At 69.0% G+C, this 19,187-nt stretch carries 19 protein-coding genes; 14 read left to right on the forward strand and 5 right to left on the reverse strand.

What is annotated here, in order from left to right:
• Positions 1–160: 160 nt before the first annotated feature.
• The 8 genes from ABT061_RS20915 (at position 161) to ABT061_RS20950 (ending at position 10,773) form a co-directional block, all read left to right on the forward strand.
• On the forward strand, positions 161–1,873 hold the full coding sequence (locus ABT061_RS20915) for an ABC transporter family substrate-binding protein (RefSeq protein ID WP_350920129.1): 1,713 nt from the start codon (positions 161–163) through the stop codon (positions 1,871–1,873).
• A complete protein-coding gene (locus ABT061_RS20920) occupies positions 1,863–3,365 on the forward strand; it encodes an ABC transporter substrate-binding protein (protein WP_350920132.1) in 1,503 nt (500 codons plus the stop codon). Before ABT061_RS20915 ends, ABT061_RS20920 begins: the two co-directional genes overlap by 11 nt.
• A 52-nt stretch (positions 3,366–3,417) precedes the next feature.
• Positions 3,418–4,908, forward strand: a complete 1,491-nt coding sequence (locus ABT061_RS20925) for an ABC transporter substrate-binding protein (protein WP_350920135.1) — start codon at positions 3,418–3,420, stop codon at positions 4,906–4,908.
• A 25-nt stretch (positions 4,909–4,933) separates the two neighbouring features.
• Positions 4,934–5,923 carry an ABC transporter permease gene (locus ABT061_RS20930; protein ID WP_350920138.1) on the forward strand — a complete coding sequence of 330 codons (990 nt, stop codon included), beginning with the start codon at positions 4,934–4,936 and terminating at the stop codon, positions 5,921–5,923.
• On the forward strand, positions 5,913–7,826 hold the full coding sequence (locus ABT061_RS20935; RefSeq protein ID WP_350920141.1) for a dipeptide/oligopeptide/nickel ABC transporter permease/ATP-binding protein: 1,914 nt from the start codon (positions 5,913–5,915) through the stop codon (positions 7,824–7,826). The genes ABT061_RS20930 and ABT061_RS20935 overlap by 11 nt, the downstream gene beginning before the upstream one ends.
• A 5-nt stretch (positions 7,827–7,831) precedes the next feature.
• Positions 7,832–8,821 carry a succinylglutamate desuccinylase/aspartoacylase family protein gene (locus tag ABT061_RS20940; RefSeq protein WP_350920144.1) on the forward strand — a complete coding sequence of 330 codons (990 nt, stop codon included), beginning with the start codon at positions 7,832–7,834 and terminating at the stop codon, positions 8,819–8,821.
• The gene (locus tag ABT061_RS20945) at positions 8,818–9,819 is read left to right on the forward strand and encodes an ABC transporter ATP-binding protein (RefSeq protein ID WP_350920147.1); all 1,002 of its coding nucleotides are present in this window, start codon (positions 8,818–8,820) and stop codon (positions 9,817–9,819) included. Before ABT061_RS20940 ends, ABT061_RS20945 begins: the two co-directional genes overlap by 4 nt.
• A gap of 633 nt (positions 9,820–10,452) precedes the next feature.
• On the forward strand, positions 10,453–10,773 hold the full coding sequence (locus ABT061_RS20950) for a plasmid stabilization protein (RefSeq protein ID WP_350920150.1): 321 nt from the start codon (positions 10,453–10,455) through the stop codon (positions 10,771–10,773).
• Between the two features lie 105 nt (positions 10,774–10,878).
• Here ABT061_RS20950 and ABT061_RS20955 read toward each other — a convergent pair whose 3' ends face one another.
• Positions 10,879–11,877, reverse strand: coding sequence for a carbohydrate kinase family protein (locus ABT061_RS20955; RefSeq protein ID WP_350920153.1), 999 nt, complete (start codon positions 11,875–11,877; stop codon positions 10,879–10,881).
• Positions 11,874–12,149: a hypothetical protein gene (locus ABT061_RS20960; RefSeq protein ID WP_350920156.1), complete on the reverse strand. Its 276-nt coding sequence runs from the start codon at positions 12,147–12,149 to the stop codon at positions 11,874–11,876. The genes ABT061_RS20955 and ABT061_RS20960 overlap by 4 nt, the downstream gene beginning before the upstream one ends.
• A 510-nt stretch (positions 12,150–12,659) precedes the next feature.
• Between ABT061_RS20960 and ABT061_RS20965 the strand changes: the two genes are divergently transcribed.
• The 3 genes from ABT061_RS20965 (at position 12,660) to ABT061_RS20975 (ending at position 14,929) form a co-directional block, all read left to right on the forward strand.
• On the forward strand, positions 12,660–13,433 hold the full coding sequence (locus ABT061_RS20965) for a FadR/GntR family transcriptional regulator (RefSeq protein WP_350920159.1): 774 nt from the start codon (positions 12,660–12,662) through the stop codon (positions 13,431–13,433).
• A gap of 396 nt (positions 13,434–13,829) precedes the next feature.
• Complete coding sequence (locus ABT061_RS20970; RefSeq protein ID WP_350920162.1) at positions 13,830–14,366, forward strand: MaoC family dehydratase; 537 nt, start codon at positions 13,830–13,832, stop codon at positions 14,364–14,366.
• Positions 14,363–14,929 (forward strand): LLM class flavin-dependent oxidoreductase, encoded by a 567-nt coding sequence (locus ABT061_RS20975; protein WP_350920165.1) that lies wholly within the window; start codon positions 14,363–14,365, stop codon positions 14,927–14,929. Before ABT061_RS20970 ends, ABT061_RS20975 begins: the two co-directional genes overlap by 4 nt.
• On the opposite strand, the gene ABT061_RS20980 is transcribed toward ABT061_RS20975, so the two are convergent.
• A complete protein-coding gene (locus tag ABT061_RS20980; protein ID WP_350920168.1) occupies positions 14,911–15,045 on the reverse strand; it encodes a hypothetical protein in 135 nt (44 codons plus the stop codon). The two genes, ABT061_RS20975 and ABT061_RS20980, sit on opposite strands and share 19 nt — an antisense overlap.
• Here ABT061_RS20980 and ABT061_RS20985 point away from each other — a divergent pair.
• Genes ABT061_RS20985 through ABT061_RS20995 form a run of 3 tightly spaced genes read left to right on the forward strand, consistent with a single transcriptional unit; the run spans position 15,034 to position 17,073 of the window.
• On the forward strand, positions 15,034–15,687 hold the full coding sequence (locus ABT061_RS20985; RefSeq protein WP_350920171.1) for a TetR/AcrR family transcriptional regulator: 654 nt from the start codon (positions 15,034–15,036) through the stop codon (positions 15,685–15,687). The genes ABT061_RS20980 and ABT061_RS20985 overlap by 12 nt on opposite strands.
• On the forward strand, positions 15,684–16,382 hold the full coding sequence (locus ABT061_RS20990; RefSeq protein WP_350920174.1) for a hypothetical protein: 699 nt from the start codon (positions 15,684–15,686) through the stop codon (positions 16,380–16,382). Before ABT061_RS20985 ends, ABT061_RS20990 begins: the two co-directional genes overlap by 4 nt.
• 1 nt (position 16,383) lies before the next feature.
• On the forward strand, positions 16,384–17,073 hold the full coding sequence (locus ABT061_RS20995; RefSeq protein WP_350920177.1) for a DUF998 domain-containing protein: 690 nt from the start codon (positions 16,384–16,386) through the stop codon (positions 17,071–17,073).
• A gap of 216 nt (positions 17,074–17,289) precedes the next feature.
• Here ABT061_RS20995 and ABT061_RS21000 read toward each other — a convergent pair whose 3' ends face one another.
• Complete coding sequence (locus ABT061_RS21000; protein ID WP_350920180.1) at positions 17,290–17,955, reverse strand: response regulator; 666 nt, start codon at positions 17,953–17,955, stop codon at positions 17,290–17,292.
• Positions 17,952–19,085, reverse strand: a complete 1,134-nt coding sequence (locus ABT061_RS21005) for a sensor histidine kinase (protein WP_350920183.1) — start codon at positions 19,083–19,085, stop codon at positions 17,952–17,954. Before ABT061_RS21005 ends, ABT061_RS21000 begins: the two co-directional genes overlap by 4 nt.
• Positions 19,086–19,187 lie beyond the last annotated feature (102 nt).

The raw sequence follows: 19,187 nt of genomic DNA on the forward strand, positions 1-19,187 counted from the left end.
CTCTCGCCTATATGTACGTGTACATAAGTACATTGACGAGCTGTGTCTACGTTCCGTACGGTCCGAGCTTACTTGGAGTTAGCTTCGCCTCCACCACGGTGGCCGGCGACTGGCTCACGGCTGGCGACGTCTGCCGGCGAAGCGCATGAGGGAGAGCGCGATGACACGGATCAAGAGTGCAAGGATCAAGTGCGGTGCGGTACTGACCGTGATCGCTGTGCTTGCCGGGTGCGGTGCCGGTGCCGGTGGCGAAAGCGAGGACGTGGCGGGCGGCATCAAGGCCGGCCAGATCAACGCCAACCAGGCCACGGTTCAGGATGGCGGCACGGTCACCTACTCGATAGAGGTCGATGTCAAGAACTGGAACATCCTGCACGCCACCGGTGACGTCTTCGGCTACCGGCAGATACTCAACCCGGTCCTGCCGCATGCGATGATCTCCATGCCGGACTTCACGATGGCGAAGAACGACGCGCTGCTGCTGGACGCCAAGGTCGTGAAGGAGTCGCCGCAGACCGTCGAGTACAAGATCCGGCCGGAGGCGGCCTGGTCGGACGGCACGCCGATCACCGCTGAAGACTTCAAATACACCTGGCAGGTCCAGGACCCGAAGCAGTGTCAGACCTGCCAGCCGGCCAGCACAGCCGGGTACGACCAGGTGGCCTCGGTCACCGGCGGCGACAACGGCAAGACCGTCACGGTCACGTTCAAGAAGACGTACCAGCCGTGGCGGCTGATGTTCCCGCACCTGCTGCCGGCGCACATCGCCGCCCAGCACGGCGACCTGGCGGCCTCGTTCAACGACTTCTTCACCACCACCGTGCCGACCTGGTCCGGCGGCCCGTACCTCATCGAGCAGTACACGCCGAACCAGTCGGTCACGATGAAGAAGAACCCGAAGTGGTACGGCGACGGCCCGCGCCTCGACCAGCTCATCTTCCGGATCCTCACCGATGAGCGACAGGCCGTGACGGCCATGGCCAACAACGAGATCCAGATTGTCGTACCGCGCCCCACCCTCGACCTCGTCGAGCAGCTCAGGGGTATCACCAACGTCACCACGATGCTGGCGTCCGGGCTGGTCTACGAGCACTTGGACATCAACACGGCGCATCCGGCCCTGTCCGACCTGGCGCTGCGCCGCGCCATCTTCACCGCGGTCGACCGGCAGGCGATCATCGACAAGACGATCGGGCAGTTCGCGGCGAACACCAAGCCATTGGGCAACCGCAACTTCATGCCGGACCAGAAACTCGACGGCGTCGACGCCTACGTGGACAACGTGACCGACAAGGGCCTGGGCGGCGGCAAGATCGACGAGGCGAAGAAGATCCTCACCGACGCCGGGTACGTGATCGAGGACGGCAAGCTCACCGATCCCAAGGGCCAGCCGGTGCCCACGCTGCGGATGCGGTACAGCAAGGGCAACCAGATGCGGCTGGACACCTCGGTGCTCCTGCAGAATCAGCTCAAGCAACTGGGCATCACGCTCCAGCTCCAGGAGACCGACAGCCTCGGTACCACGGTGAACACCGGCGACTACGACTTGATCGTCTTCGGGACCAACCTCGACGTCATCCCCACCGCGACCGCTCAGTCGGTGTTCGGCTCCAAGGGCACCCACACCGGATACAAGGATTCGGAGATCGACGGCTGGCTCTCCGAGGCGGCCCAGACGCTGGACCCGAAGCAGGTCGTCGACCTGCTGAACAAGGTGGACGCGCGGATCAGCGACCAGGCTGTGACCCTGCCGCTGTACCAGATGCCGACCCTGCTGGCCTACCGCAGCGACCTGGGCAACGTCCGGGTCAACCCGACCCGTTTCGGCACCAGCTACAACATCCAGGAATGGGGCGTCAAGAGTGCGGGCTGACCGTCGGCCGGTCCGGGAGTTCATCGTCGAAGTCCCGGCCCCGGCCGTGGAATTCAACGAGGTGTACCGCAACTTCGTCGGTTCGGCCGGCTACTTCGTGGCCAACAACATCTACAGCAGGCTGGTCGTGTACGACACCGGTTCGCCTGCCGCGTTCCCGGACCTGGCCGAGCACTGGGAGATGGCGCCGGACGCCCGTACCCTGCGTTTCCACCTCAACCGCCACGCGCGCTGGCACGACGGCCGGCCAGTGACCGCGCACGACGTCGCGTACACCCACCTCACCGCGCTGGCCAATGGGTACCACGCGGCGTCGTTCCTGCGCGACGTGGAGGACATCGAGGTGCTCGACGAGCACACCCTGCGGTACGTGCTGCGTCGGCCCAACGCCGGGTTCCTTGCCCAGCTCGGGAACCTGGTGTTCGCCCACATCCTGCCCCGGCACCTGTACGAGGGCACCGACTGGGCCGTCAACCCGCACAACCAGCAGCCGATCGGTTCTGGACCGTTCCGTTTCGCGGAGCACGTCCCTGGAAAGCGGATCGTCCTGGAGGCCTGGAAGGACTACTGGGGTCCGCGCCCGCAGCTCGACCGGGTGGTGCTGGACATCGAACCCGACCTCGACGAGGCGGTCCGCAAGGTGGCCGACGGCCGGGCACACTACCTGGTCCAGGACGTGCTCACCTTCCCTCGGCTGCACCTGGCGGAAGGCAGCACGACCGCGTCGGTGTGGCGCAAGCGAGGCCCCGGCATCGCGGTGCTCGGCTTCAACCACACCCAGGAGCGCTGGCGCGACCGGCGGGCGCGGGCCGGCGTGGCGCACGCCGTGGACCGGCGCCGGCTGGAGCCGCTGGCCGATCCCGGCTGGTCCGAGCCGTACACACACTTCCTGCCGCGCAGTGCCGACTGGGCGTACGCCGCCGACGCGACCGCGCCCGGCTTCGACCCGGCGCTGGCCGGCCGGTTGCTGCGTGAGTCCGGGATCGTGCCCGCCGACGGCGGCCCGCCGGTGTTGCGGCTGGTGTACATGAAGACCTTCACCGGGCATGCCGGTATCGCCGCCGCGCTGGCCGAGGACCTGCGTGCGGTGGGCGTGGACGTCGAGGTCGCCGGGCTCGACTCGCCGACCTGGTCGCGCGAGGTGGCCGGGGACGCGAACTTCGACCTGGCGATCAGCGGCGGCAACATGATCCCAGACCCGGAGATCACCGCGAGCCGGTTCGAGACCGACGGTGGGCGCAACTACACCCGGCTGTCCGACCCCGAGGCCGACGCCTGCTACGCCGCCGCCCGGGCCACCCCCGACCAGGCGCAGCGCGGCGAGCACTACCGGGAACTACAACGGGTCTGGGCCCGCAACGTGGACTGGATACCGCTGTTCTGGTACGCGGCCTACTACCTGCGCAGCGACAGCTTCTTCGGCTGGCCCGACCAGGTCGACTTCCGGGTGCCGTTCTGGCACTGGGGCCGCATCCGGCCGATCACCCACTGACTGCCATTTCCCGCCCGAGATCCGGGCACCCCATAAGTAAGAGGAGAGGGACTTGGACGAGTACATCGTCGTCGTACCCGTAGACGCGACCGAGATCAACGAGTCGTACCGCAACGTCGTCGGAGGCGCCGGCTACTTCGTCGCCAACAACATCTACAGCCGGCTGGTCATCACCGAGGTCGGCGGTGCCGCATCCTACCCGGACCTGGCCGAGCACTGGGAGTGCCTGGACGGCGGGCAACGCTGGCGGTTCACGCTCAACCAGCACGCCCGCTGGCACGACGGCCAGCCGGTCACCGCGCACGATGTCGCGTACACCCACCTCACCGCGCTGGCCAACGGATACCACGCCGCCTCGTTCCTGCACGGCATCGCGAGCATCACGGTGCTCGACGACCACCTGGTCGAGTACGTGCTGGAGGAGCCCAACGCCGCATTCCTCACCCAGCTGGGCAACTTCGCCGCCACCCACGTGCTGCCCAAGCATCTGTACGAGGGCACCGACTGGGCCATCAACCCGTACAACCAGCGGCCCATCGGGTCCGGGCCGCTGCGGTTCGCCGAGCACGTACCGGGCGAGCGGATCGTACTGGAGAAGTGGGACGGCTACTGGGGTCCGCCGGCCGGCGTCGACCGTGTCACCCTGCTCATCCAGCCTGACCTCGACGAGTGCGTCCGGATGATCGCGGACGGCCGGGCGCACTATGCGCCGCAGGACGTGCTGACCATGAAGCGGCTGCCGCTGGTCGAGGGTTCGGCACACGCCACGGTGTACCGCGAGCGTGGTCCGGGTGTTGCGCTGTTGAGCTTCAACTACCGTCAGGAGCGGTGGTCCGACCGTCGGCTGCGGCTGGCGCTGGCTCACGCGGTGGACCGCGAGCGGCTGCGCCGCTTCGCCGAGCCGGGCTGGTCAGAGCCGTGGGCGAACTTCTTCCCGGGCAGCAGCTTCGCCGTGGCCCGGGACGTGACCGCGGTGGGACATGACGCCGCGCAGGCCGAGAAGTTGCTCGACGAGGCTGGGTACCCGCGCGATGCGGACGGCCGGCGGATGTCGCTGAAGCTGTACTACATGGCCACCTTCGACGGGCATGGCGGCCTCGCGGCCAGCGTCGCGGAGGATCTCGCGGCGATCGGCGTGCACGTCGACTTCGCCGGCCTTGACTCCGAGACATGGAGCCGTCAGATCGCCCAGGCGGGCGACTTCGACCTGACGATCAGTGGCGGCAACATGATGCCCGACCCGGACATCACCGCCAGCCGGCTGGCCACCGATGGGCAGCGCAACCACCTGAAGTTGTCGAACCCGGACGCCGACGCCTGCTATGCCGCCGCCCGGAGCACCATCGACCAGGACGAGCGGACCGCGCACTACCGGCAGCTGCAGGAGGTGTGGGCGCGCGACGTCAACATGATCCCGCTCTTCTGGTACTGCATCTACCTGCTACGCAGCGACGAGTTCTTCGGGTGGGCCGACCAGATCGACTTCCGGGTCCCGTTCTGGCACTGGGGCCGGATCCGGAAGATCACCGGCGGCAAAGGTTAACGGGTAACGGGCGCGGAGATTCCTCATGGAGATCTTGGGCTTCGCCCTAAGGCGGCTGCTGGTCGCCATCCCGGTGCTGCTCGTGTCGACATTCCTCATCTTCCTCGCAGTCGCCGGGTCGGGTGACCCGCTGGCCGAGCTCCGGGAGCGTCAACCACCGGTGCCGCCGGAAACGATCGCCGCCGAGGAAACACGGCTCGGGTTGGACTACCCCGTGCTGGAGCGGTACTGGCACTGGCTGACCGGAGTCGTACAAGGCGACTTCGGTCCGTCGGTCAACCGCAACGCCCACATTGGTATGGAGATCGGCACGCGCCTGGGCATGACCATGCGCTTCGTGCTCATCGCGATGCTGATCGCGGCCGTGCTGGCGATCCTGGTCGGGGTCGTCAGCGCGGTTCGCCAGTACTCCTGGCTGGACTATCTGTTCACCTCGGCCGGCTTCCTGTTCCTGGCGATGCCGTCGTTCTGGCTGGCGATCCTGCTCAAGCAGGGCGGCATCCAGTTCAACCGGGCGACCGACACGGAAACCTTCTACATGATCGGTGACAGGTCGGTGCCGCCACCGCCTACCCTCGGCGCGCAAATAGCCGATATCGCCGGGCACATGATCCTGCCGACCGTCACCCTAGTGCTGATCCATTTCGCGGTGTGGAGCCGGTTCCAGCGCTCGTCCATGCTCGAGGTCCTCAACAGCGACTACGTCAAGCTGGCCACCGCCAAGGGACTGCCACGGCGCACGGTGCTGCGCAAGTACGCGCTGCGCACCGCGCTCACCCCACTGATCACGATCATCGCGCTGGACTTCACCGCGGTGTTCGCCGGCGCGGTGATCACCGAAACGGTCTTCCAGTGGCGGGGCATGGGCGACTACCTGCTGTCGTCCATCAACGCGCGGGATGTCAACGCCGTGATGGCCTGGCTGCTCGTGGCGGCCCTGGCGGTGGTGGTGTTCAACCTGCTCGCCGACATCTTGTACGCCACTCTCGACCCGAGGATCCGTAGTGTCCGCTGAATCCTCACCGATGCCCGCGGCCGGTGCCGAGCCCGGCCAGTGGCGCACCGTCATCGCCCGGTTCCGCCGGCACCGGCTCGCCGTCGTCTCGCTCGTGGTGCTCGTGCTCGTCGCGCTGTTCGCCTTTGTCGGGCCGCTGCTGTGGCACTACCAGTACGACCAGATCACCCCGGACAACTCGAAGCCGCCGTCGGCGACCCACCCACTGGGTACCGACTCGCTCGGTCACGACCTGCTGGCTCAGGTGATGCGCGGTACCCAGCAGTCGCTGCTCATCGCGCTGAGCGTGGCCCTGGGCGCGGCCTTGATCGGTACCGTGACCGGCATCGTCGCCGGCTTCTACCGAGGCCGCACCGACGCACTGCTGATGCGGGTGGTGGACCTGTTCCTCACCGTCCCGACAATCGCGGTCGCCGCTGTGCTCGGGCACAACTTCGCCGGCGAGAGCGGCTGGTTCCTCATCGCCGCGGTGCTCGCCGCCCTGATGTGGACCACGGTGGCCCGGGTGGTCCGGGGGGTCGTGCTCGGCCTGCGGGAACGCGAGTTCGTGGCGGCCGCCCGCTCGCTCGGCGCGTCCAACGTCCGGATCATGGCCTCGCACATCCTGCCCAACGTGGCCGGTCCGATCATCGTGTCGGTGACCATCCTGGTCGCCAGCGCGATCCTCGCCGAGACCGCGCTGTCGTTCATCGGCTTCGGTGTCCAGCCGCCGGATACCTCGCTCGGCCTGCTGATCGCCAACGCCCAGTCCGCGGTGGGTACCCGGCCCTGGCTGTTCTACTCGCCGGGTGTGGTCATCTTGCTGATCGCCCTGTCGATCAACTTCATCGGGGACGGGCTGCGTGACGCGCTGGACCCGGCGCAGACGAGGGGTCCGCGTCGGCGCCGGTACCTGGCCCAGCCGGCGCAGCGCACCGATGTGATACCCGATGAGGCGTTGCTGTCCATTCGGGACCTGAAGGTGATGTTCGCAGCCGACGGCGGCGACGTGCCGGCGGTCCGCCGACTGGACCTGGACCTACGCCGGGGCGAGGTAGTCGGCCTGGTCGGGGAGTCCGGCTCAGGCAAGTCGGTCAGCGCCGCCGCGATCATGGGTCTGTTGCCGCCCACCGCCACGGTCAGCGGTTCCATTCGCTTCGCCGGGAAGGAGCTCGTCGGGTTGGCGGAGCCGCAGTACCGGCGGCTGCGCGGCCGGCGCGTCGCGATGGTGTTCCAGGACCCGATGTCCTCGCTCAGCCCGGTGCATACCATCGGCGACCAGGTGGCCGAGGCCGTCCGGGTACACCAGGGTTGTTCCTGGGCCGCTGCCCGCGACCGGGCCGTCGAACTACTAGATGTCGTCGGGGTACCCGACGCCCGCAACCGGCTGCGCGACTACCCGCACCAGTTCTCCGGCGGGATGCGCCAGCGGGTGGTGATCGCGATGGCAATCGCCAATGATCCGGACCTCATCATCGCCGATGAGCCGACCACCGCGCTGGACGTGACCGTACAGGCGCAGGTGCTCGCGGCATTGCGCGCCGTCCGGGAACGTACCGGGGCGGCGATCCTGCTGATTACTCATGACCTGGGGATCGTGGCCCAGGTGGCGGACCGGATCGCGGTGATGTACGCGGGCCGGCTGGTGGAGACCGGTACCGCCGTCGATGTCTTCGACCACCCCGCCATGCCGTACACCCGTGGCCTGCTGGACTCGATACCCCGGCTGGACCGGCCCGCCGACGACGAGCTGTGGGCGATCCCCGGCTCGCCACCGACCATGACCGCGCTGCCGGCCGGCTGCGCGTTCGCGCCCCGCTGCGCGATCCGTACCGCCGAGTGCGCCGGGAGCGAGCCCGACCTGCGCCCGGTGTCCGCCGGGCACCTCGCCGCCTGCCTGCACCTGACTGTCGAAAGGACGTGACGCTGATGCCCTCTCCCCTGCGCGGCACCGCCGGGCGGCGCGAGCTGTTCCGGTACCCGGTGCTGACCGACCTCGACGGGTCGGACGTCGCCATCCACGCCCACGTGGTCACCGGTACCGCGGACGGGCCGACGTTGACGCTGCTGTCCGGGGTACACGGAAACGAATGGTTCTCGCACGGCGTACTGCGCGCGGTGCTGGACGGCATCGACCCAGCCCGGCTGCGCGGCACCCTGGTCGTCGTACCCGCCGCCAACCCGTACGCGCTGCGGACCGCCAGCCGGTACTCGGTAGATATCCAGCAGGTCGGCTTCGTCAACATGAACAAGGCGATCCTGCGGGACACCGAGTCGATCACCGGCCGTACCGGTCAGGTGCTCGTCGAGCAGATCGTGCGGCGCTCCACCCACCTGCTCGACTTCCATCCCGGCCCCTGGGGCTCCACCTGGGGGGTAGTGCTCTACGACGCGACCGGCCCGCTGTCGGCCGAGGGCCGCGAGCTGGCCGCCGCCTTCGGCATGCCATACATCCAAGGCGAGGACGCCGCCGTCGCGTACCCGAACTCGGTGTTCGACGCGGCGACCGCCGCCGGCGTGCCGGCCATCGGGATCGAGGTAGGCGGGCTGGGCTTCGGGTCGCGTCACGAGGACGGCTGGCTGGCCCGCAACGTCGAGGGCGTGCGCCGGGTGATGGGCCACCTGGGCATGCTCGACGAACCCGTGGAGCCCCGCCCGATCACCGAGGTCGAGGTCGCCTGGGATTTGCGGCCCCGCCACGGCGGCATGCTGATACCCGAGGTCACCGAGGACCGGCTGCTCACTGCCACCGCCGAGAGTGAGCTGCTGGGCCGGCTGCTGTCCCCGGTCGAGCTGACCGTCCTGGAGGAGTACCGGTCCCCGGGCGACGGCATCCTGCTGTCGGTACCCCGGGCACACCCGGTGCATCCGTACAACTTCGGGTTCGTCATTGGCCGGCCTCGCCGGAGCACGTCGTGACGGGCGAGGAACTGCTGGCGGTCGAGGGAGTGACCAAGCACTATCCGATACGCCGGGGACAGATCATCAAGCGGTCGGCCGGCGTGCTCAAGGCGGTTGACGGCGTGTCCTTCGAGTTGCGGGCGGGGGAAACGCTGGGCATCGTCGGCGAGTCCGGGTGCGGCAAGTCGACCCTCGCGAAGCTGCTCATCCGGCTGGAGCAGCCGACCGGCGGGCACATCCGGTATCGGGGTACCGACATCGCGGCGTTGCGCGGGCGGGAACTGCGCGACCTGCGCCGCCAGGTGCAGGTCGTCTTCCAGGATCCGTACTCGTCGCTGGATCCCCGGATGACGGTCGGCCAGATCATCGCGGAGCCGTTCGCGGTGCACCGCGGGCTGGCACCCACCAACCGGCGCCGCCGGGTGCGGGAGCTGCTGAAGACGGTCGGGCTCAACCCCGAACACATCGACCGGTACCCGCATCAGTTCTCCGGCGGGCAGCGGCAGCGCATCGGCATCGCACGTGCCCTCGCGCTGCGTCCCGATGTCCTTGTGTGCGATGAGCCGGTGTCCGCGCTGGACGTGTCGATCCAGGCTCAGATCATCAACCTGCTCCGGCAACTGCAACGCGACCTCGGGTTGGCCTACGTCTTCATCGCGCACGACCTCGCCGTGGTGCGGCACATCTCGCACCGGGTCGCGGTCATGTACCTGGGAAAAATTGTGGAGATCGGCACGGCACCCGAGATCTTCGAGCAGCCGGCGCACCCCTACACGCGTGCTCTGTTGTCTGCGGCGCCAGTGCCGGATCCGCACCACCGGGGTGAGCGGATCATCCTGCGCGGCGATCCACCAAGCCCGGTAAAGTCGCTCAGCGGCTGCTCGTTCCGTCCCCGATGCTGGCAAGCCGTCGACGCCTGCGCGGAGCGCCCACCGGCGTTGATCGAACGAGGCACGGGGCACCCGGTGGCCTGCATCCAGCAACCAACCACGGGCGTTCGCACGTTCGGTGACTGATTATGTGTTGATCACGTAGAGAGAGAGGGGGGTGTTGCGCTTCCCCTCGTAACGTAAAGACCGAACCGCTTCCCGCCCGCGCCGGGCTGGTCGTCCGACGGGCATCGGATCAAGGACCGGCTGGAGTGGCTGACTCCGATCTCGGCCAACTGCACAGCACACCACCGGCAGCCGCGAGGGCATACCCGCCTCGCGGCCGGTCCACGATGCGCCCGCAGTGGCCGCACACCGCCCGCACCCTTCGCTACGACCGTCCCCTGGTGGGAGAAACAGCCGGCGATGGCCTGCTCCAGGAACGCGAACTGCCGCACGGTCCGCTCCTCGCCGCCGTTAGATCGCGCGTAGAGCGCCCAGCGGACCCTCGTGGAGCTGCGGCTTCGATGCTCTGCGTCGCCCTGAGAGCCGTAGGGGGCTATCAAGAGTTCCGGCCATAGTCCGAACCGACGGTCGCCCCGCCGTGAGCCCGGAACACGACATCGCTCTTCGCGGGGCCGTCCCCACCTGCGCGGGGATGGTCCCGGCATGGGCATCGTCAAGAGTCGGTCTGGGACGGCGGTGATGCCGGTGTCAGGCGGGACGGCGCGGGTAGCGGAGTGGTAAGGCAGAAGTGAACGATGCGAAGAGGTGATCGCCATGCCGCGTGGTTCCAGTTCCAAGCGTGAGCGGCAGTACAGGCACATCAAGGAGAGCGCGCGACGGCGCGGGGAGAAGGAGAGCCGGGCCGAGGAGATCGCGGCCCGTACGGTCAACAAGGAACGCGCCCGCGCCGGAGAGTCCCGCACCGCGAGCCGCACCTCGACCCAGGACATCTCCTCGTCCCGGCGCGGCGGGCTGCGCTCGCGCTCCGGAGCCGGTGGCCGCACCAAGGACCAGCTCTACGCGGAGGCCAAGCGCCGCAACATCAAGGGCCGCTCGACCATGAGCAAGGCGCAGTTGGAGAAGGCTCTCCGTTGAGGATCCGGCGGGCGCGTCCCGCACTCGGAGCCTCATGGCGACCGGGGCGACGGGCCGCGTCCGGCCGGACCTGTTTTCGGCCACTGATCGGCCCCACCGCCCGCGCTACCTACCTCCAGCATTGATGTCCCGATCTGACTGCTTTGCCGTGCGTCGGTACCGACGGTCCGGGTCCTGGGCGGCCCGTAGTTCGGCGCGGGTGGGCGGGTTCGCTCCCGCGCGTTCGCAGGTGAGGCCCGCCACCATGACCGCCTGGTCGAGGACTCCGGTCAGTTCCGCCTCGGACAACTCGCCGATCAGGGCCGGGGTGGCGCGACCGCCCCGCAGCAGCCCGTCGAGCAGGCCGGCGGTGAAAGCGTCTCCGGCACCGACGGTGTCCACCACCTGGACCGGGATCGCCGGTCGCCGGAGCGCGTGGCCGCCTCGGGTCAGCCCCAGGCAGCCCTCGCCGCCGTAGGTGACCACCACCAGGTCGGGGCCCAGGGCCAGCCATCCCTCGGCCACCTCGCTCGCCTGCCGCTCCGGGTAGAGCCAGCGCAGGTCCTCCTCGCTCACCTTGACCACGTGGGCGAGGGCCACGTACCGCTCGATGAGCGGGCGCGCGGCGACAGGGTCGTCGAGCAGGGCGGGCCGGATGTTCGGGTCGTAGCTGATCAGTACGTGGCCTTCGGCTCTCGCCCGCGCGACGGCGTCGGCGATCCGGTCACCGCCGGGCGGCCGCCAGGCGGCCACGGACCCGGCGTGGATCACCTGGGTCTCCGCCGGCAGGTGCGGCTCACCGTCCCGCCACTGCCAGTCGGCGGTGCCCTCGACGTGGAAGTCGTAGGTGGCCTGACCCGCCTCGTCGACGGAGACGATGGCGAGAGTGGCCGGCTCGCTCGCCGGAACCGCCCAGCCCAGGTCCACCCCGTTCGCCGCGGCGTGCGCGCGCAGCGTCTGGCCCAGCACCCCCGACGAGAGGCGGGCGACGAACGCGGTGGGATCGCCCAGGCGGGCCAGGCCGACCGCGACGTTGAGCGGGCTGCCGCCCGGATGCGCGGTGTAGGTTCGGCCGTCGTCCTCCGCGACCATGTCGACGACCGACTCGCCGATGACGCTGATCACGGCGTGCCGTCCGGTGCGTGGGCCGCCGATCCCGGCCGGTCCGTCACGGTGGGAGGGGTTGCGAGCTGGTCGGCCACGTCTCTCCAGGAGTCCTTGAACATGCCGTAAGCGGTCTTGACCTCGACGCCCACCGGGAGTTCCGGGCATTCGTTCTCGCCGTTCGTCCCCCAGTTGACCCAGCCGGACCGGCGCCGCTGGACGATCTGGAAGGCTCCGGAGGGTGCCGCCGTCCACCAGATCATCGCCCGGAACAGCTCGGAATGGAACTCCACGGTCTTGGAAGCCGGTCCCGGGAAGATCGTCTCATCGGGGACGGCCGACAGGTCGACCGGCTCGACCGCCAGTCGACCGCGATGACGATGACGCCCGCCTGCTCGGCCCGCTCGATGCCGTTCTCGTCGACCACGCTGATGTCGACCGCGCTGATCACACACGCATAGGCACGGACGCCTCGGCCACCACCGGCCGAGGCGGTGTCACTCGACCCCGGCGAGCCGCGACTAAAGGTCAGACTATTTAAGGGTCAAACAGTGCCGTTCCGCCCGCAACGACATCTCTCCGGGGGCGGCCTGGATGACGGCCCATGTTTCCTGGCCCGGTGCGCGATCGCGCGCTCCGGTCGGCCCCGGTCCAGGTATAGTCGATGTCTGATGTATTCCCGACCAGAGGCATGATCACAGAGTTGGGGTCCGACCGGCCACGGACAGGACCGGCTCGTTCGCCGACGGCTCCCTCCGCAGGACGGCACGGACCGCTAGACGATCGGTTGAGAAGGCGAAACCATGGGGCAGGGCAGCACGCCGTCCACGGCGAGACAGAACGACGCCACGCGCGCGACTCCTTCGACGGCACCGTCCCCGCTACCGGTCAGCCGGCTACGCCCGGCGTACCAGCAGGTCGCCGACCAGTTGCGCGAGCTGATCCTCAACGGCTCGCTCACCTCGGGACATCGCCTGCCTCCCGAAGCCGACCTCGGCGGCGACTTCGGGGTGAGCCGGAGCACCGTCCGCGAGGCGCTGCGCGTTCTCGCCTCGCAGGGTCTCGTCAGGACGGTTCGAGGCACCACCGGCGGAACCTTCGTCTCCCATGTCGAGCCGGACCAGGTCAGTGACTACCTCGAGACCAGCATCGGCCTGATGTCGGGCTCGGACACCCTGACCCTGGCGGACATCCTGGAGGCGCGCGAGATGCTGGAGGTCCGCGCCGCCCATCTCGCGGCGAGGCGCCGCGAGCCACGGCATGTCGACACGCTGCGAGCCGCCATGGAGCGCGAGAAGCACGGTCGCGGCCGGAGCGTGAAGTTCAACGAGCACCGGCACTTCCACGGAATCATCATCGAGGCGACCGGCAACGGCCTGCTGACCGTGATGACCGAGCCGGTCTTCCGGGTCCTGCGGTCACGGTTCCTCAGCCCGGACGTGCCGCGCGAATTCTGGGCGCAGGTCGACCGTGAGCACGAAACGATCGTGGATCGCATCGACGCCGGCGACGCCGAAGGCGCCGCCGAGGCCATGCAGGTTCACCTGAGCAGAATCCGTGACGCCTACCACGACTGAGCGAAGGTCCCGGCGAACGTTTCCGGCCGGCTCCGCGCCGCACGAGCGTGCGTCGGGGCGGACTTCACCGCGCCGGGACCCACGAGGCCGGTACGCCCGGCGCGTCCTCACCGATCCGTCCCCTCCGGCTTCCGCATGCCCGGAGACGAAGGCTCGCTTAAAATATCTGATGTATTCGCCACAGGCGTTTTCCCCGACGTTCTGGCCGTCGGATGTCAGGGCGCGCCCAGCCGGAAACACGAACGGCGATCACCGCCGCCCTGCCTGTTGAACGACGTGCGCAGCACCTCACACCGGCGGCACCGGGGGCGTCGGACACCTTAGACAAGGTCACCGCATTGCCCTACGCTTCATACGTCTGACATTATCTACCGAGGCGAGCATCCGGGGACGGCGATGGCGATCAAAGAGGGATGGAAGGGCCGCTTCTTCGAGGACTTCGAGGTGGGTGACGTCTACCAGCATCCCCTGGGCCGAACGGTCACCGAGTCCGACAACACGTGGTTCACCTTGCTGACGATGAACACCAACCAGATGCACTTCAACACCGAGTACGCCAAGCGGTCCGAGTTCACCAGACCGCTCGTCGTCTCCACCCTGACCGTGGCGATCGCGGTCGGGCAGAGCGTCACCGACATCACCCAGAACGCGTTCGCCAACCTGGGCTGGGACGAGATCAGGATGACCCACCCGGTCTTCGCGGGGGACACGTTGTACAGCGAGTCGCTCGTGCTGGAGAAGCGGGAGTCCGGCAGCCGCCCCCACGCGGGCATCGTCACCGTGCGCACCCGGACGCTCAACCAGGACGGGGACGAGGTCTGCTCGTTCAAGCGCACCTTCTACGTCTACAAAAAGGGAGCGCCCCAGTTGGAGGGCATTTTCCCCACCGGCAAGAAGCCGCTCACCGGTGACCAGGGGCCGTCCCAGGAATGACGCCCCCTGGGGTGAGTCCCTCGGGGAGCCGATGGAGGTGGCTCGCAGAGCGGAGGCCGCGGGCGCCGAGGTCACCTGGGTTCCCGAATCGCAGCGCCACCGTCACCGCGGCGGCTCTCGCGACGGCCACCAGACGGGTCAGGATCGGCACCGCCATCGCGCTCGCCTTCACCCGCAGCCCGATGATCATCGCCCTGGAGGCGCTCGACATCGACGAACTGTCGGACGGGCGCTTCGTCCTGGGTCTGGGAACCGGTGTGCGGCGGCTCAACGAGGACTGGCACAACGCCCATTTCGGCAAGCCGGCCGAGCACATGAGGGAGACCGTCCGGAACATCCGCCACTTCTGGGAGACCTGCACCACCGGCGCCGAGATCGCTCTCACCGGCGAGTATCAGCCGATGCGGATGCGGGGCTACGCGCGGCCCTTCGGGGTGCGGCGGACGGACATCCCGATCTACCTGGCGGCGATGGGACCGGTGATGACCCGGCTGGCCGGGGCGATCGGCGACGGCTGGATCAGCCACGAGCTCTGTTCCCCTCGCTACCTGTCGGCGCGGTAGCTCAGCTCGGGCCAGCCCTGTTCGGCACAGATCCGGCCGAACACCTCCCCGTTGGTCGGCGGCACGGTCGCGTCCGGGACCGCGTTGAAGACTCCGACGAGGTCGTGGCTCACCACGAAGTCGAGCGCGGCGGCCGCGTCGCGGTAGTCGACGCGGTGCAGCGCCGCTCAACTCCCCCAACCACTTGGTTGACAAGCAAGCGCTTGGGGGATAAGGTCATCGCTATGAACGCCACACATGCACCGATCGACCGCAGGGCGGCGTTGGTCGAGGCCGCGTTCGAGTCGATCGCCCGGCACGGTTTCGAGGGGCTGCGCCTTCGAGAGGTCGCCGGTGCGGCCGGGATCGACCATTCGACGATCCACCACCACTTTGCGACCAAGCAGGATCTGATCGAGGCGGTCGTCAACAGAGCGACCGAGCCTCTGTACCGAACGATTCCCCCCGGATCGTCCGCCGGCGAGCGTCTACGGGGCCACGTCCACATTCTCGCCGAGATGATCGAAACCGAGCCCGACCTCTTCGTGGTGCTCGCCGAGATCGACCTGCGGGCCCGAAGGGACGCGCAGGTGCGGGCGATCATCGATCGAGTCGAGCAGGGCTGGCGGTTCGGACTCGGACAGCTCCTCGACGGCGACACCGGCCTGGTCGAGTTGATGATCGCCGTCGTGAAAGGGGTCCGGCTCGATCCGCCGGCCGCGCGAGCGGTGCTCGAGCGCACGGCAGACCTCATCGTGGGCGACGAGATCGAGCGATGACCGGGAAACGACGTCCCGTCGCACAGGTCGGGCCGGTCTTCCTGATCGTCGGCGGCGCGGCCGGGCTGATCGGGGGAGCCACCCACGGAGACCTGCCCGAGGACTCGGGCGCGGCCGCCCTTCAGTTCGTGGCCGACCATCCCGCATACGCGCTGGTCCACATCGTCTCGATTCTCGGCGCCGTGCTCTGGTCGATCGGATTGGCCGGCCGATACGTCGACCGGGCGACTCCGACCGGCCGGTGGCTGGCCACAGCGGCAGGCCACGCCGCGCTGGCCGGGGCCGCGGTGATGGCCGTGCAGTTCTCCATCGACGGGATCGGGATGACCGCCCTGGCGGCGCTCTGGTCCGAACCCGGCGCATCGAGGGAGACGTTCGAGGCCATCGCCGAGATTGCTCCCGCCGCGCTCGTCGGAACGGCCCTGACCTGGGTCGTCATCCTCTACGGCCTCGCCCCGATCCTGGCGGGATCCTCCCTTGTGCTCACCGCCCGCCCGGTCCTCGGCTGGACCGCCGTCGCGCTCGGCGCGTTCTCGGTCGTCGGCGGGCTCACGCTCGCTCTGCGCGTCAACCTCCTCCCGGACTGGCTGGTCTTCGCCGGCGCGACCATCGGCGTGAACCTCTGGATCATCTGCCTCGGTGCCGCCCAGCTCCGGGGAGCTCCGGCCCGCACCTCGCAAGCGATCGCACAGTGACATGCCGGCCCTGACGAACCACACCCGGCTCGGCGCCGTAGCCTGGACGCTGACCATCCTCTACTTCCCGATCCAGCTCGTGGTGGCGCTGGCCTGGCCCGAGCCCTACTCCCTGACGGCCAACACCATCAGCGATCTCGGCGTCACGAGCTGCGGACAGTCGAATCCCTTCCCCGGCCGCGAGATCTTCGTCTGCTCGCCGCTGCACCCGCTGATGAACATCGGATTCGTGTTCGTCGGCGTGACGACCGCCGTCGGCGCGATCCTGACCCGGCGGGCCTGGCCACGCTCCCGGCTGACGACTGCGGCCCTGATCGGCGTGAACCTCGCCGGTGCCGGCGGAGTCCTGGTCGGTCTCGCCCCCTCCGACACCGCCCTGCACCTGCACAGCCTCGGGGCGCTGCTTCAGCTACCCGCCGTGATGGCGCCGATATTTCTCGGCCTCGCCCTGCGCCACGAGAGACGCCGGCTCGCCGCCTTCTCCCTCGTCGTCGGAGCGGTGGGCGCCGTCGGCACAGTGCTCTTCGTCCTCCGGCTGCCCGCCCTCTGGTTCGGCATTCTCGAACGGCTCGCCCTCGAGCCGTTCACCCTCTGGACCTTCGCGCTCGGGATCACACTGCTCCGCCCGCCGGCCGCGACACGTGTCCGATCGATCGAGGACACCGGCGGAGAACTTCGGCCGCTGGCATAGCCGGCCACTCGGCGCGAAGGTCGTCGACGTAGACCTCGCCGCCACTGTTGAGGAACACCCAACGCGTCCTGGACAACCGCCTTCATGAGGGTCTCCCGCGCCGTCGCGGCACTGCGGCGATTCACGACATCACACGTCGCGGCCTCATCGACCCGGGAGCCGATTTCCCAGCCGATCAGGGACATGTGACACCCGGTATCCCGGCGGGCGCGCGGTTCAGCGACCGGCTCCCGGGACGACGTGCCCCGACTCGTAGGCGAAGACGACGAGTTGCGCGCGGTCGCGGGCGCCGAGCTTGGTCATCGTCCTGCTGACGTGCGTCTTGACCGTGGCGTGGCTGATGACCAGATGGGTGGCGATCTCCTCGTTGGACATGCCGGCCGCCACCAGCGACAGGACCTCGCGCTCCCGCTCGGTCAGACGCTCCAGCCCCGGACCGGCCACCGGGCGCGGCGGCGTGGAGACGTACTCCTCGATCAGCCGCCGGGTGACGGACGGCGAAAGCAGCGCGTCGCCGCGGGCGGCCACCCGTACCGACTGCAGCAGTTCGGCGGGCTCGATGTCCTTGAGCAGGAATCCACTGGCTCCCGCGCGCAGGGCGGCGAAGACGTACTCGTCGAGGGCGTAGTTGGTGAGGATCACCACCCGGACTCCGTCGAGCTCGGGATCCTCGCCGATCCTGCGGGTGGCCTGTATCCCGTCGAGCAGCGGCATCCGCACGTCCAGCAGCGTGACGTCCGGCAGCAGCCGCCGGGTCAGTTCGACGGCCTCCACCCCGTTGGCCGCCTCGCCGACCACCACAATGTCGTCGGCGAGTTCGAGCAGGGCCCGGAAGCCGGCGCGCATCAGCGCCTGGTCGTCGGCCAGCAGCACCCGGATCACAGCTGTCCGGCCAGCGGCAGCTCGGCACGGACCGCGAACCCGTGCCGGTCACGCGGCCCGGCGGTGAGCGAGCCGCCGACGGCCACCGCGCGCTCGCGCATCCCGATCAGGCCCATCCCGTGCTCCACGGTGCCCGTGCCGGACTCACCGTCGTCCTCGACGCGTACCACGATCATGACGGGATGGTATTCGAGCGTCAGCGTGATCGACGCGCGCCCGGCATGGCGCAGCACGTTGGTGAACGCCTCCTGCACGATGCGGTAGGCCGCCCGGTCGACGTCGGGGGGAAGCTCGCGCGGCACTCCCACCACGGCGGACCTCACCGGCAGCCCCGCCGCCTCGGCCCTGGCCACCAGCGTCGGCAGGCGGGCCAGCCCCGTCTCGGGGCCGTCCGGCTCCACCTGCCGCAGCACGCCCAGTGTGGCGCGCAGTTCCCGCATCGCCTCGTGTCCCGAGTCCTTGATCGCGACCAGCGCCTCGCGGGCCCGTTCGGGCTTTCGATCCAGCAGCTCCAGGGCGACCGCCACCTGGACGTTGATCACCGAGATGCTGTGGGTGAGCGTGTCGTGCAGTTCCTGGGCGATCCACAGCCGTTCCTCTCCCGCCCGGCGCAGCGCGGCCTCCTCACGGGTGCGCTCGGCCTCGGCCGCACGCCGCTCGACCTCCCGCACGGAGGCGCGGCGATTCCTGACGACCTCGCCGATGACCACCATCGCCACCAGCCACCCGCTGAGCAGGTTGAACCCGTCGCCGGGCTCGGGGTCGGAGTCGGACAGCGCGATGAGGCCGTAGACGCCCACGGCCAGCACCACGGCGAGTGAGACGGCCAGCCTGCGGCGGCCGAGGGTCGACGCCGTGTAGATCGCCGTCAACGCGGGCGCGGCGGCGAAGACACCCGGATACCGCCCCGCGTAGTAGGCGATGCCGCACGCGACGGTGACCACCCCGACGATCATCGGCGTCCTCCGGCGGAAGGCCAGCGCCAGCGACGACACCGTGATCAGCGCCAGACCCGTGGTGTCCAGCGGCCGCTCGAACGGTCCTGACCAGGACAGTCCGCCATAGGTACCCCCGACGATCCCGCTCAGCGCGGCCAGCGCGATCAGCACGTCCGTCCTCTGGTTCCTCACCCCCGCAACGGTAGGTCACCAAAGGAGGCGGATCCTCCCGCCCGCGGTGGAGGCCCGGCATACCTCCCCCGCCGTATTCCGGCCCCGAATACATCCCGGGTC

Origin of the sequence: Streptosporangium sp. NPDC002544, from assembly GCF_040295965.1 — a bacterium.
GTDB lineage: Bacteria > Actinomycetota > Actinomycetes > Streptosporangiales > Streptosporangiaceae > Streptosporangium.